Here is a 12,749-nt window from a genome sequence, read left to right on the forward strand (position 1 = left end):
GAGGGGACACCGTGGCGGGCGCGAAAGAAATCCGGACGAAGATCAAGAGCATCCGGAACACCCAGAAGATCACCAAGGCCATGGAGATGGTCGCGGCGAGCAAGATGCGGCGCTCCCAGGACCGCATGGCGACGGCGCGGCCGTATGCCCTGAAGATCCGCACGGTGATCGCGCACCTGGCCAGTGCGCACCCGGAGTACCGGCACCCGTTCATGGAACACCGGGAGCTGCGGCGCGCCGGCTTCATCGTGCTCTCCTCGGACCGGGGGTTGGCCGGGGGCCTGAACGTCAATCTGTTCAGGGCGACCGTGGCGGAGATGCGAAAGCTGCGGGACGCGGGCGTCGAGTTCGACTTCGTGCTGTTCGGGACCAAGGCCAACGCCTTCTTCCGGCGCATCGGCGCGAACGTGCTCGCCCAGCGCACGCACCTCGGCGACTCTCCCTCGCTCCAGGACCTGATCGGCTCGGTCAAGGTGATGTTGGACCGCTATGCGGAAGGGGCGGTAGACCGGATCTACATGGCCTACAACGAGTTCGTGAACTCGATGACCCAGCGCCCGCGCATCGAGCAGTTGGTTCCCCTCGTGCCCTCGGAGGAGGACACCAGGAGTTACTACTGGGACTACCTGTACGAGCCGGAGCCGAAGGGGGTTCTGGACGTATTGCTCACGCGCTACATCGAGTCGCTCGTCTACCAGGGGGTGGTGGAGAACGTCGCCTCCGAGATGGCGGCCCGCATGGTGGCGATGAAGTCCGCGTCCGACAACGCCGGCGAATTGATCGACGAGCTGCAGCTCGCGTACAACAAGGCTCGCCAGGCCGCGATCACGCAGGAAATCTCGGAGATCGTGGGCGGCGCGGCAGCGGTCTGAGGATGGGGTCGCGCTCGCGCGCGCCCGGAACCGATTCGAGCCCTTTCATCGGGGCCCAAGGGGTAAGAGAAGATGAGCTCGGGGAAGATCGTTCAGGTCATCGGCGCCGTGGTCGACGTGGAGTTCCCGCGCGAGTCTGTGCCGAAGGTGTACGACGCGCTGGTCCTGGAGGACGGGCGGCTGACGCTGGAGGTGCAGCAGCAGCTCGGGGACGGCGTCGTGCGCACGATCGCCATGGGCTCGAGTGACGGCCTCCAACGTGGGGTGCCGGTGCGCAACACCGGCGGGCCGATCTCGGTCCCCGTGGGCACCGCGACGCTCGGGCGGATCATGAACGTGCTCGGCGAGCCCGTGGACGAGAAGGGCCCGGTGGAGGCGCCCGAGCGTTGGGCCATCCACCGCAGCGCCCCGGCTTTCGCGGACCAGGCGTCGACGGTGGAGCTGCTCGAGACCGGCATCAAGGTCATCGACCTCATCGTCCCGTTCGCGAAGGGCGGCAAGGTCGGCCTGTTCGGGGGCGCCGGCGTCGGCAAGACCGTCACCCTGATGGAGCTCATCCGCAACATCGCGGTCGAGCACAGCGGCTACTCGGTGTTCGCCGGTGTCGGCGAGCGCACCCGCGAGGGCAACGACTTCTACCACGAGATGAAGGACGGCGGGGTCCTCGACAAGGTGGCCCTGGTCTATGGGCAGATGAACGAGCCGCCGGGCAACCGCCTGCGCGTCGGCCTCACCGGTCTCACCATCGCCGAGTATTTCCGGGACGAGGGCCGGGACGTCCTGCTCTTCATCGACAACATCTACCGTTACACGCTCGCAGGCACCGAGGTGTCCGCGCTGCTCGGGCGCATGCCGTCCGCGGTGGGCTACCAGCCGACGCTCGCGGAGGAGATGGGCGCGCTGCAGGAGCGCATCACCTCGACCCGCACCGGCTCCATCACCTCCATCCAGGCGGTGTACGTGCCCGCGGACGACCTGACCGACCCGTCGCCCGCGACCACCTTCGCGCACCTGGACGCGACCCTGGTGCTCTCGCGCCAGATCGCCGAGCTCGGCATCTACCCCGCGGTGGACCCGCTCGACTCCACCAGTCGGCAGCTCGATCCGCTGGTCGTGGGCAACGAGCACTACGAGGTGGCGCGGGGCGTGCAGAAGACCCTGCAGCGCTACAAGGAGTTGAAGGACATCATCGCGATCCTGGGCATGGACGAGCTGTCCGAGGACGACAAGCTCACCGTGTCCCGGGCCCGCAAGATCCAGCGCTTCCTGTCCCAGCCGTTCTTCGTGGCGGAGAACTTCACCGGCACGCCGGGCAAGTACGTGCCGCTCCGGGAGACCATCCGGGGCTTCAAGGCGATCGTGGAAGGGGAGATGGACCAGTTGCCCGAGCAGGCCTTCTACATGATCGGATCGCTCGACGAGGCGGTGGAAAAGGCGAAGCAGCTCTGAGCGGCGGAGTGATCTTCCTATGGCCATGACCATCCGGGTCGAGATCGTCAGCGCCGAGTCCGAAGTCTTCTCGGGCGTCGCGGAGATGGTCATCGCCCCTGCGCTGATGGGCGACGTGGGCATCCTGCCGCGGCACGCCCAGTTCCTCTCCGAGCTCAAGCCCGGCGAGGTGCGGGTCAAGCTGCCCGGAGGCGAGGAGGAGTCCTTCTACGTCTCCGGGGGGTTCCTCGAGGTGCAGCCCCATCTCGTGACCGTGCTCTCCGACACGGGGCTCCGGGCCAAGGATCTGGACGAGGCCAAGGCCCTGGAAGCCAAGGCCACCGCCGAGCGCACCCTGAAGGACCGGACGGCCAAGATCGACTATGCGAAGGCGCAGGCCGAGCTGGCCGAGGCCATCGCCCAGCTCGCGGCCATCCGGCGCCTGCGCAAGAAGGGGCGTTAGCAGCGACTCAGCCCCGGCACCTGCCGGGGCTCGATATCCGACATGAGCGACCTCTCTGTCGTCGTCTTGGCGGCCGGCCAGGGCAAGCGGATGTACTCCGACCTGCCGAAGGTCCTGCACCCCCTGGGGGGCAGGCCGCTCCTCTCCCACGTCGTCGCCACCGCGCTGGAGCTCGACCCCGCGCGGGTCGTGGTCGTCTACGGGCACGGCGGGCGGGTGGTGCCCGAGCGCCTGGCCCGTATGCCGGTGCAGTGGGTGGAGCAGGCCCGGCAGCTCGGCACGGGCCACGCCGTCGCCCAGGCCATGCCGGTGGTGGCGGACGCCGACACGGTGCTGGTCCTCTACGGCGACGTGCCGCTCACCCGCGTCGAGACCTTGCGCGAGCTGGTCGCGCTCGCCGGGCCCGACGCCCTGGCCCTCGTCACGGTCGACCTCGACGTGCCCACGGGCTATGGACGGGTGATCCGGGACGGTGCGGGCCGGGTGTCGCGGATCGTCGAGGAGAAGGACGCCACCCCCGCGGAGCGCGCGGTGCGGGAGGTGAACACCGGGATCCTTGCGGTGCCGGCCGGGCGCCTGCGGGGCTGGCTCGCGCGGCTGGGCAACGACAACGCCCAGGGCGAGTACTACCTCACCGACGTCATCGGCCAGGCCGTCACCGAGGGACTGCCCGTCCGTACCGTGCAGCCGGGGGCCCTGGCGGAGGTGCTCGGCGTGAACAACCGCCTGCAGCTCGCCGAGCTGGAGCGTGCCTACCAGCGCCGCCAGGCCGAGCGCCTGCTGCTCTCCGGGGTGGCCCTCGCCGACCCTGCGCGCCTCGACGTCCGGGGCGAGGTCACGGTGGGGCGCGACGTGTTCCTCGACGTGAACGTCGTGCTGGAGGGGCGGGTCGTGCTGGGTGACCGCGTCCGCGTGGGCCCCGGCGCCGTCCTGCGGGACGCCGAGGTGGGGGAGGGCGCCGAGATCGGCGCCCACTGCGTCGTCGAAGGCGCGTGCGTCGGGCCCGGCAGCTGGCTGGACCCGCTCTCCTGGGTCCGGGCCGGGAAGGGTCGCGGGGCCCACCTCCCGTAAGGGCAGGGTCGGGGCGCAGGCCCGAGGGGCTTCGCCGCGACGCGCCTTCGGGGGCGCCCGCTCAGGATCAGCCACCGCCCGCCGCTGTACACTCGAGCCACGACCGGAGTCCCAGGAGCATCCCATGTGCGGCATCGTTGGAGCGGTCGCCGAGCGCGACGTCCTGCCCATCCTCGTCGAAGGCCTGCGCCGTCTGGAGTACCGCGGCTACGACTCCGCGGGCGTCGCCGTCATCGACGGCGCGGGGGGCCTCGGCCGGGTCCGCGTCTCCGGCAAGGTCGCCGAGCTGGTGCGGTCCCTGGAGGCGAGCCCCCTGCGCGGCGGGCTCGGCATCGCCCACACGCGCTGGGCCACCCACGGGGTGCCGAGCGAGGCGAACGCGCACCCGCACATCTGCAACGACACCGTGGCGGTGGTGCACAACGGGATCATCGAGAACTACGAGGCCCTGAAAGCGCGCCAGCTGGCCCAGGGCTTCCGGTTCACCTCGGAGACGGACACCGAGGTGATCGCCCACCAGGTCTTCCTGTATCTCGAGCAGGGTCGGGACCTGCTCGGGGCGGTGCAGGCCGCCGCCCTCGATCTCGAGGGGGCCTACGCCATCGGGGTCGTCTCCCGGAAGGAGCCGGGGCGGCTGGTCGCGGCCCGCCGGGGCAGCCCCCTCGTCATCGGGGTGGGGATCGGCGAGCACTTCATCGCCTCGGACGTCTCGGCCCTGCTCCCGGTCACCCAGCGCTTCATCTTCCTGGAGGACGGAGACGTCGCCGACCTGCGGCGTGCGAGCCTGACGATCTACGGGGCCGGTGGGGCTCCGGTCCAGCGTGAGGTCAGGGTGAGCGAGCTGACGGCCGACGCCGTCGAGCGCGGCAGGTTCCGCCACTACATGCTGAAGGAGATCTTCGAGCAGCCCCGGGCGCTGGCCGACACGCTGGAGGGGCGGCTCGCGAACGGGCGGGTCCTGGAGGCGGCCTTCGGCCCCGCGGCCTCGGCGACCTTCGATCGGGTGAGGGGGGTGCAGATCGTCGCCTGCGGGACCAGCTACCACGCGGGCCTGGTGGCCCGGTACTGGCTGGAGCAGCTGGCGGGGGTGCGCTGCGACGTGGAGGTCGCGAGCGAGTTCCGCTACCGGCGCCACGTGGTGGACCCGGACACCCTCGTGGTGACCATCTCCCAGTCCGGCGAGACGGCGGACACCCTGGCCGCCCTGCGGGCGACGCGCGAGATGGGGTTCGGCCCCTCGCTCGCGCTCTGCAACGTGCCCGAGAGCTCGCTGGTGCGCGAGTCGTCGCTCGTCCTGATGACCCGGGCCGGGCCGGAGATCGGGGTCGCTTCGACCAAGGCGTTCACCACGCAGCTCACGGCCCTGCTGCTGTTGGCCGTCGTGCTGGGCCGGCGCCGGGGGCTCTCCCCGGAGGCGGAGGCCGACGTGGTGCGCCAGCTGCTCGCGCTCCCCGGCCAGGTGGAGAAGGCGCTGGAGCTCGACCCCATCGTCGCGCGTCTGGCCGAGCGGTTCGTGGACAAGCACCACGCCCTGTTCCTCGGGCGGGGCTTTCACTACCCGGTGGCGATGGAGGGGGCGCTCAAGCTGAAGGAGGTCTCCTACATCCACGCCGAGGCCTATCCGGCGGGCGAGCTCAAGCACGGGCCGCTCGCGCTGGTGGATTCCTCCATGCCCGTGATCGCGGTCGCCCCGAACGACGCGCTCCTGGAGAAGCTGAAGTCCAACCTCCAGGAGGTGCGGGCGCGCGGCGGCCAGCTGTACGTCTTCGCCGACGCCGAGGCCGGCTTCGTGTCCCGGGAGGACGTGCACGTCATGGATGTCCCCGCGGTCGGCGAGTGGACGGCGCCCATCGTCTACACGGTGCCCCTGCAGCTCCTCGCCTACCACGTGGCGGTGCAGAAGGGCACGGACGTGGACCAGCCCCGCAACCTCGCGAAGTCGGTGACGGTCGAGTAGGCGCGGGCTACCCCGCCAGCTGCGCGAGCACCCGCTCGGCGGCGCGCCAGGTGTGCGCCAGCTCCGCCTCGCCGTGGGCGCTCGAGACGAACCCGGCCTCGAACGCCGAGGGGGCGAGGTACACGCCCTCTTCCAGCATGCCGTGGAAGAAGCGCTTGAAGCGCTCCACGTCGCAGGCCATGACGTCGGCGAAGGAGGTCACCGCCGGACGGTCCGAGAAGAACAGCCCGAACATCCCCCCCACCTGGTTCGTGACCAGCGGGACGCCCGCGGCGGCGGCGCGCTCGCGCAGTCCGGCGGTGAGCCGCGCGGTGGCCGTCCCCAGGCGCTCGAAGAACCCGGGCTCGGCGATGAGCTCGAGCGTCTTCAGGCCCGCGGCCATGGCGACCGGGTTTCCGGACAGGGTCCCGGCCTGGTAGACCGGCCCCAGCGGCGCGATGTGGTCCATCACCTCCCGGCGTCCGCCGAAGGCCCCGACGGGCATGCCGCCACCGATGACCTTGCCGAGGGTGGTCAGGTCGGGACGCACCCCGAACCGCGCCTGGGCGCCCCCGAGCGCGACCCGGAAGCCGGTCATCACCTCGTCGAAGATGAGCAGCGCGCCGTACTGGTCGCAGACCTCGCGCAGGGTCTCGAGGAACCCCGGCTGGGGGGGCACGCAGTTCATGTTGCCGGCCACCGGCTCGACGATGATGGCGGCGATGGCCTTCCCGCTCTCCGCGAAGGCCTTGCGCAGCGCCCCGGCGTCGTTGTAGGGCAGGGTCAGGGTGTGGCGCGCCACGTCCGCGGGGACCCCGGCGGAGCTCGGCACGCCGAGGGTCAGGGCGCCCGAGCCGGCCTTCACCAGCAGCGAATCCGCGTGGCCGTGGTAGCAGCCCTCGAACTTGACGATGGCGTCCCGGCCGGTGAAGCCCCGGGCGAGCCGGATCGCGCTCATGGTGGCCTCGGTGCCCGAGGAGACGAAGCGCACCTTCTCCAGGGAGGGCACCAGGTGGCACACCCGCTCGGCGAGGCGGGTCTCCAGGACCGTGGGGGCGCCGAAGGACAGGCCGTCGGCCGCGGTCTCCTGGACCACGCGGATCACCTCGGGGTGCGCGTGGCCGAGGACCATGGGGCCCCAGGAGCCCACGTAATCCACGTAGCGCCGGCCGTCCTCGTCCTCCAGGTAGGCACCCGCCGCGCGGCGCACGAACACCGGGTCGCCCCCGACGCTGCGGAACGCACGCACGGGGGAATTCACACCGCCGGGGATGAAGCGCTGGGCTTCGGTGAAGAGGTCGTGGGAACGGGTCATGGGGCTGTCTCGAAAAGGGTGGCGAAACGGGCAGCGGCGGCGCGGGGGTCAGGCTCGCCGAACAGTCCGTGGACCACGGCCAGCAGGTCTGCCCCGGCCGCGACCAGTGCAGGGGCATTCTCGGGTGTGATGCCCCCTATCGCAACTATCGGCACCCGCAACCGGGGCCGCACGGCCGCGAGCAGCTGGACGCTCGCCCCCGGGGCGAGCGGCTTGGTGCGCGAGGGGAAGAAGCGCCCGAAGGCAACGTAGTCGGCGCCGGCGGCCTCGGCCGCGAGGGCCCGATCCGGGTCGGCGTAGCAGGAGGCCCCGATGATCGGGCCCGGCCCCAGCAGGGCGCGGGCCTCGGCCACCGGCAGGTCCTCGCGCCCGAGGTGCACGCCGTCGGCCCCGAGGGAGCGGGCGAGTCTCGCGTCGTCGTTGACGATGAGCGGGACCCCCCGGGCGCGGCAGAGCTCCAGCAGGGCGGCGGCCTCGCGGCCGCGCCGCCGGGTGTCGCCGGTCTTCTCGCGATACTGGACCAGCACCGCGCCGCCGAGGAGGACCTGATCCACCCGGGCGACCAGGTCCCCGACCGGCCGGTCCCCCCCGTCGGTGACCGCGTACAGGCCCCGACAGGGTCTCAAGTCCGGCTCGCCCGCGTGCTGCGGGCCCAGAAGAGCCGGTTCGGGATGAGCTGACCGTGGCCGGTCCGATAGGCGTGCTTGAGCGACTCCCAGGTGTACTCCTGGGCCTGGCGGATCGCGGTGAGCGGCTCGTGCCCCTGGGCCAGGAGCCCCGCGATCGCCGAGGCCAGCGTGCAGCCCGAGCCGTGGTATTCCCCGGGCAGGCGGTCCCACTCGAAGCTCTCCAGCTGGCGGAGGTTGCCGTAGAGCAGGTTGACCACGCGGGGCGTCGCCTCGTGAGTGCCGGTGATCAGCACCAGCTCGCAGCCCCGGTCGAGGAGCGCCTGGCCGGCCGCCTCCAGGGAATCCGCCTCGGGCGCGAGCGCCCTTGCCTCGCGGCTGTTCGGGGTGAGCACGGTGGTGCGGGGCAGGAGCAGTTCCACCAGCGCGGCCTGGGTGTCCCCCGCGGCGAGTGGAGACCCCGCCCCCGAGGCGAGCACCGGGTCGAGGACGAGGGGCAGCTCCGGGTAGTCCACCAGGATCGAGTGGATGGCCTCCACCAGGGCGACGCTGCCGGCGAGCCCGACTTTGCAGGCGGCAACCGGCAGGTCCTCGAGGACGGCCCGGGCGGACTCGATCAGCGTCCCGGGGTCGACGGGATAGCTCGCGTAAACGTCGCGGGTGTCCTGCACCGTGAGCGCGGTAGCCACCGGCGCGGCGTGGCAGCCCATGCTCGCGATGGCCTCGGTGTCCGCCTGCAGGCCGGCGCCCCCGGTCGGGTCGAGGCCGGCGAACACGAGCACGGTCGGCACGGTGGCCGGTGGGAACGACATGCTGTAATTCTAGCCAAGCGTCCGGGCAAGATAGGCGGTGCGGGCCGAGAGCTCCAGGGAACAGGTCCACTTGTACGCCAGGTTGAGGCTCGGGGCGGCGGCGAAGACGCCGTGCCCGCGGACCACCGCGACCCGGTGCTGCGCGAGGGCCCGGGAGACGGCCTCCGGGGCCTCGGCGAGATAGCGGTCGTAGGGGATGGGCAGAACGGGGACCCGCCCGAAGTAGTACTGGGCCTCGAAATCCGGGGGGTCGTAGTCGCCGCCCTCGAAGGTGAGCGCCACCGTGTGGGGCCCGTGGCTGTGCAGGACGGCCCCGAGCCCCGGGTTCCGGCGGTACACCGCGAGGTGCAGCGGGGCGTCGAGCGAGGCACCGCCCGGGGGCGGTCCGTCGAGCGCGCAGGGGAGCAGGTCCGCGGGGCGCAGCGTGTCGGCGCAGCACCCGGTCGGGGTCACCCAGACGAGGTCCCCGTCGCGTACCGATGCGTTGCCGCTGTGGGAGTCGTTGAGGCCGTAGCGCCGCAGCCAGAGATAGTGCCGGACGAGGTCGGAGCGTGGGTCCATGCCACGCATGATCGGCGACCCGGGGCCGGCGTGCAATCGAAGGGTGGAGGCGGGCATAATCGAGAAGCCCGTCAGGGAGCGGCGGATCGGGTCCGGCTCGCCGGTCTCACCCCGGTCTCCGCCGCAATAAGCTCGAACAGGCCCGTCCTCCCGAAGCGACGGGCAATCCCATCGGAGGAGGTCACCCCATGTCTCTCACCCGTCGCGATTTCGTGCGCCTCGTCGGTTTCGCCGGTGCGGCCGGTATGCTGCCGCGGTCGGTCTTCGCCGCGCAGAAGGTCCCCGGAGACTTCTACGAGCTGCCGAAGTTCGGCAACGCGCGCCTGCTGCACATCACGGATGCGCACGCCCAGTTGCTGCCGGTGTACTACCGGGAGCCCAACGTCAACCTCGGCGTGGGCGAGGCAAAGGGCAAGGCCCCGCACCTCGTGGGCAGGCACCTGATGGACCAGTTCCAGGTGAAGCCCGACAGCCTGGAGGCTCATGCGTTCACCTACCTCGGTTACGCGAAGGAGGCGGAGCAATACGGCAAGGTGGGCGGATTCGCGCACCTGAAGACGCTGGTGACGCGCCTGCGGGAGAGCTACGGCAAGGACCGTACCCTGCTCCTGGACGGTGGTGACACTTGGCAGGGCTCGGGCACCGCGTACTGGACGCGCGGCAAGGACATGGTTCGGGCCTGCAACCTGCTCGGCGTCGACGTCATGACGGGCCACTGGGAGTTCACCTACCGGGACACCGAGGTGCTGGAGAATCTCGGCCAGTTCCAGGGGGACTTCGTCGCCCAGAACATCACGGTCACCGAAGACGCCCTCTTCGACTACCCCTTCGCGAAATACCCGGGCTTCAACGAGAACACCGGCCGCGCGTTCCAACCCTACACCGTGAAGCAGCTCGGCGGCGTGCGGGTCGCGGTGATCGGTCAGGCGTTTCCCTACACGCCCATCGCGAATCCCCAGCGCTTCATTCCTCTCTGGACCTTCGGTATCCGCGATGCCGAGATGCAGAAGGTGGTCGACGAGGTGCGCGCGAAGGAGAAGCCGGACGCCGTGGTGGTCATCTCCCACAACGGCATGGACGTGGACCTGAAGATGGCCTCGATCGTGACTGGGATCGACGCCATCTTCGGCGGTCACACCCACGACGGCGTGCCGGCTGCGGTAGAGGTCAGGAACCGCGGCGGCGTCACGCTGGTGACCAATGCCGGGTCGCAGGGCAAATTCGTGGGCGTGATGGACTTCGATCTGGGCGAGGGCAAGGTCAGGGGCTACCGGTACCGCCTGGTGCCGGTGTTCTCCAACCTGCTGCCCCCTGACCCGGAGATGGAGAAGCTCATCACCGAGGTTCGCAAGCCGCACCTCTCGGTGCTGCGGGAGGAGCTCGCGGTGGCCGAGCAGTTGATGTTCCGCCGCGGCAACTTCAACGGGACGTTCGACCAGCTCATCTGCGACGCACTGCGGGTGCAGGGGGACGCCCAGATCTCGCTCTCCCCCGGGTTCCGCTGGGGCACCACCGTCCTGCCCGGTCAGATGATCACGATGGAGCACGTCCTCGACCAGACCTGCATCACCTATCCCGAGACCTACGTCCGGGAGATGACCGGCGCGGAGGTCAAGGTGATCCTGGAGGATGTCTGCGACAACCTGTTCAACCAGGACCCGTACTATCAGCAGGGCGGCGACATGGTCCGGGTCGGCGGTCTGGACTACGTGCTCGACCCGCTCGAGGGGATGGGCAGGCGCGTCTCCGAGATGACCCTCGACAACGGCGAGAAGGTGGAGGCCGGCAAGAAGTACAAGGTGGCGGGCTGGGCGACGGTGGGGAGCCAGGCCCCGGGTCCGCACGTCTGGGACGTGGTCGCGGGTTACCTGCGTGCGCAGAAGTCCGCGCGGGTGAAAAAGGTGAACGAGCCGAAGCTCAGGAACGTGAGGGACAACCCCGGGATTGCCGAGTACACCGGCGTCGTGCTGAGCTGAGCCATCGCCGCGCGCGGCGGGCGTCTCAGCTGGCGCCCGCCGCCCGTTGACAGCGCCACGCAGGGTGGCCTAACGTTCGCGAGAGCACTACAACAATAAGAGCTCGTGTATCGCTTCGAAGCGGCGTTTGCCGCTTTTTTGTTATCCGCGCCCCGCGCGGGCTCGATGCGGGAGGGACGGGACTCGATGATCAGGGTGGGAGTGGTGGGCGGCACCGGCTACACCGGGGTCGAGCTGCTGCGGCTGCTGGTGCGGCACCCCGAGGTGGAGCTCGCGGTCATCACCTCGCGTGGTGAGGCGGGAACCGCGGTCGCCGACCTGTTCCCGAGCCTGCGGGGCTGGACCGACCTCGTCTTCACGGCCCCGGACCCGGCCGCGCTGGCGGCCTGCGGGGTGGTGTTCTTCGCCACGCCGAACGGTACGGCGATGGGAATGGCGCAGGAGCTCCTGGAGGCGGGCGTGCGGGTGATCGACCTCGCGGCCGACTTCCGGCTGCAGGACCCCGCGGTGTGGGAACGCTGGTACGGCACGCCGCACGGTGCCCTGGACCTCCTCGAGGAGGCCGTGTACGGGCTGCCGGAGGTCAACCGCGACGCCATCCGTCGCGCCCGCCTGGTGGCGAACCCCGGTTGCTACCCCACGGCGGTCCAGCTGGGTTTCCTGCCCCTCGTCGAGCGGGGCCTGGTGGACCTCGACCGGCTGGTCGCCGACGCGAAATCCGGTGTCAGCGGGGCCGGGCGCAAGGCCACCATGGGCTCGCTCCTGTGCGAGGCGAGCGAGAGCATGAAGGCCTACGCCGTTCCCGGGCACCGGCACCTGCCGGAGATCCGCCAGGGGCTGGCGCGGGCGGCCGGACGGCCGGTGGGGCTCACCTTCGTGCCCCACCTGACCCCCATGATTCGGGGGATCCACGCGACCCTGTACGCGTTCGCCCTCGGGGGCGGCTGGGACCTGCAGGCCCTGTTCCAGGAGCGCTACGCCGGGGAGCCCTTCGTCGACGTCCTTCCGGAGGGGGGGCACCCGGAGACGCGCAGCGTGCGCGGCACCAACGTGTGCCGCATCGCCGCGCACCGGCCCCAGGGGGGCGACACCGTGGTGGTGCTGTCGGTCATCGACAATCTCGGGCGCGGCGCTGCGGCCCAGGCGGTCCACAACATGAACCTGATGCTCGGGATCCCGGAGACCACCGGATTGGACCTGGTGGCGGTGATGCCCTGAGTCCAGGCAAAAGTTGACTCAGGTTGTGGGGAATCGTATAAAAGCCGACCGACCGTTCACGAGGATGGGACCATGAGCCAAGTCGCTACCGAGGACAGCCCGCTGGTGTTGACGTCCAGCGCCGCGAAGAAGGTGCGCGAGCTGATCACCGATGAGGGCAACGACCTGCTGATGCTGCGCATCTTCGTGCAGGGCGGGGGTTGCTCGGGGTTCCAGTACGGCTTCACCTTCGACGAGTCGGTGGAGGAGGGCGACACGGTGGTCGACACCGAAGGCGTCCGGCTGCTCGTCGACCCGATGAGCGTCCAGTACCTGATGGGCGCCGAGATCGACTTCGTCGAGGGCATCCAGGGGGCCCAGTTCGTCATCCGCAACCCCAACGTGGCGAGCGGCTGCGGCTGCGGCTCGTCGGCGGGGGGCGGCTGTGGGTCCTCGGGCTGCGGGTCCTCGGGCTGCGGCTGAGGGGACTTC

Annotated in this window: 12 protein-coding genes; 8 read left to right on the forward strand and 4 right to left on the reverse strand. The window is 70.6% G+C overall.

Annotated features, from left to right (window positions below):
• Positions 1-11 precede the first annotated feature (11 nt).
• From atpG to glmS, 5 genes are all read left to right on the forward strand, one after another.
• Entirely contained in the window at positions 12-872 is an 861-nt protein-coding gene (atpG, locus tag KA217_01010; GenBank protein ID MBP7711033.1) for a F0F1 ATP synthase subunit gamma, read from the forward strand.
• Between the two features lie 72 nt (positions 873-944).
• On the forward strand, positions 945-2,321 hold the full coding sequence (atpD, locus tag KA217_01015) for a F0F1 ATP synthase subunit beta (GenBank protein MBP7711034.1): 1,377 nt from the start codon (positions 945-947) through the stop codon (positions 2,319-2,321).
• A gap of 19 nt (positions 2,322-2,340) precedes the next feature.
• Positions 2,341-2,763, forward strand: coding sequence for a F0F1 ATP synthase subunit epsilon (locus KA217_01020; GenBank protein MBP7711035.1), 423 nt, complete (start codon positions 2,341-2,343; stop codon positions 2,761-2,763).
• 42 nt (positions 2,764-2,805) lie between these two features.
• Positions 2,806-3,834 (forward strand): bifunctional UDP-N-acetylglucosamine diphosphorylase/glucosamine-1-phosphate N-acetyltransferase GlmU, encoded by a 1,029-nt coding sequence (gene glmU / locus KA217_01025; GenBank protein ID MBP7711036.1) that lies wholly within the window; start codon positions 2,806-2,808, stop codon positions 3,832-3,834.
• 124 nt (positions 3,835-3,958) lie between these two features.
• Positions 3,959-5,791, forward strand: coding sequence for a glutamine--fructose-6-phosphate transaminase (isomerizing) (gene glmS / locus KA217_01030; protein ID MBP7711037.1), 1,833 nt, complete (start codon positions 3,959-3,961; stop codon positions 5,789-5,791).
• A 7-nt stretch (positions 5,792-5,798) separates the two neighbouring features.
• On the opposite strand, the gene hemL is transcribed toward glmS, so the two are convergent.
• The 4 genes from hemL to KA217_01050 are packed head-to-tail and all read right to left on the reverse strand — an operon-like array spanning position 5,799 to position 9,084.
• On the reverse strand, positions 5,799-7,085 hold the full coding sequence (hemL, locus tag KA217_01035) for a glutamate-1-semialdehyde 2,1-aminomutase (protein ID MBP7711038.1): 1,287 nt from the start codon (positions 7,083-7,085) through the stop codon (positions 5,799-5,801).
• Positions 7,082-7,711, reverse strand: a complete 630-nt coding sequence (locus KA217_01040) for a thiamine phosphate synthase (protein ID MBP7711039.1) — start codon at positions 7,709-7,711, stop codon at positions 7,082-7,084. The genes hemL and KA217_01040 overlap by 4 nt, the downstream gene beginning before the upstream one ends.
• Entirely contained in the window at positions 7,708-8,523 is an 816-nt protein-coding gene (locus KA217_01045) for a hydroxymethylpyrimidine/phosphomethylpyrimidine kinase (protein ID MBP7711040.1), read from the reverse strand. The genes KA217_01040 and KA217_01045 overlap by 4 nt, the downstream gene beginning before the upstream one ends.
• 9 nt (positions 8,524-8,532) lie before the next feature.
• Positions 8,533-9,084 (reverse strand): class II aldolase/adducin family protein, encoded by a 552-nt coding sequence (locus KA217_01050; protein MBP7711041.1) that lies wholly within the window; start codon positions 9,082-9,084, stop codon positions 8,533-8,535.
• 188 nt (positions 9,085-9,272) lie between these two features.
• On the opposite strand from KA217_01050, the gene soxB reads away from it, so the two are divergent.
• The 3 genes from soxB (at position 9,273) to erpA (ending at position 12,740) form a co-directional block, all read left to right on the forward strand.
• Entirely contained in the window at positions 9,273-11,060 is a 1,788-nt protein-coding gene (soxB, locus tag KA217_01055) for a thiosulfohydrolase SoxB (GenBank protein MBP7711042.1), read from the forward strand.
• Between the two features lie 186 nt (positions 11,061-11,246).
• Positions 11,247-12,278 carry an N-acetyl-gamma-glutamyl-phosphate reductase gene (locus KA217_01060; protein MBP7711043.1) on the forward strand — a complete coding sequence of 344 codons (1,032 nt, stop codon included), beginning with the start codon at positions 11,247-11,249 and terminating at the stop codon, positions 12,276-12,278.
• Positions 12,279-12,350: 72 nt separating this feature from the next.
• Positions 12,351-12,740: an iron-sulfur cluster insertion protein ErpA gene (gene erpA / locus KA217_01065; GenBank protein ID MBP7711044.1), complete on the forward strand. Its 390-nt coding sequence runs from the start codon at positions 12,351-12,353 to the stop codon at positions 12,738-12,740.
• Positions 12,741-12,749: the final 9 nt, after the last annotated feature.

The organism is Gammaproteobacteria bacterium (assembly GCA_017999615.1).
Taxonomy (GTDB): Bacteria; Pseudomonadota; Gammaproteobacteria; order JAABTG01; family JAABTG01; genus JAGNLM01.

What these genes read in the sequence shown, in the direction of transcription:
- glmS (MBP7711037.1), top strand. Translation starts at nt 3,959, where the DNA reads ATGTGCGGCATCGTTGGAGCGGTCGCCGAGCGCGACGTCCTGCCCATC.
- KA217_01060 (MBP7711043.1), top strand. Translation starts at nt 11,247, where the DNA reads ATGATCAGGGTGGGAGTGGTGGGCGGCACCGGCTACACCGGGGTCGAG.
- KA217_01045 (MBP7711040.1), bottom strand. Translation starts at nt 8,523, where the DNA reads ATGTCGTTCCCACCGGCCACCGTGCCGACCGTGCTCGTGTTCGCCGGC.
- KA217_01050 (MBP7711041.1), bottom strand. Translation starts at nt 9,084, where the DNA reads ATGGACCCACGCTCCGACCTCGTCCGGCACTATCTCTGGCTGCGGCGC.
- KA217_01020 (MBP7711035.1), top strand. Translation starts at nt 2,341, where the DNA reads ATGGCCATGACCATCCGGGTCGAGATCGTCAGCGCCGAGTCCGAAGTC.
- atpD (MBP7711034.1), top strand. Translation starts at nt 945, where the DNA reads ATGAGCTCGGGGAAGATCGTTCAGGTCATCGGCGCCGTGGTCGACGTG.
- glmU (MBP7711036.1), top strand. Translation starts at nt 2,806, where the DNA reads ATGAGCGACCTCTCTGTCGTCGTCTTGGCGGCCGGCCAGGGCAAGCGG.
- erpA (MBP7711044.1), top strand. Translation starts at nt 12,351, where the DNA reads ATGAGCCAAGTCGCTACCGAGGACAGCCCGCTGGTGTTGACGTCCAGC.
- soxB (MBP7711042.1), top strand. Translation starts at nt 9,273, where the DNA reads ATGTCTCTCACCCGTCGCGATTTCGTGCGCCTCGTCGGTTTCGCCGGT.
- hemL (MBP7711038.1), bottom strand. Translation starts at nt 7,085, where the DNA reads ATGACCCGTTCCCACGACCTCTTCACCGAAGCCCAGCGCTTCATCCCC.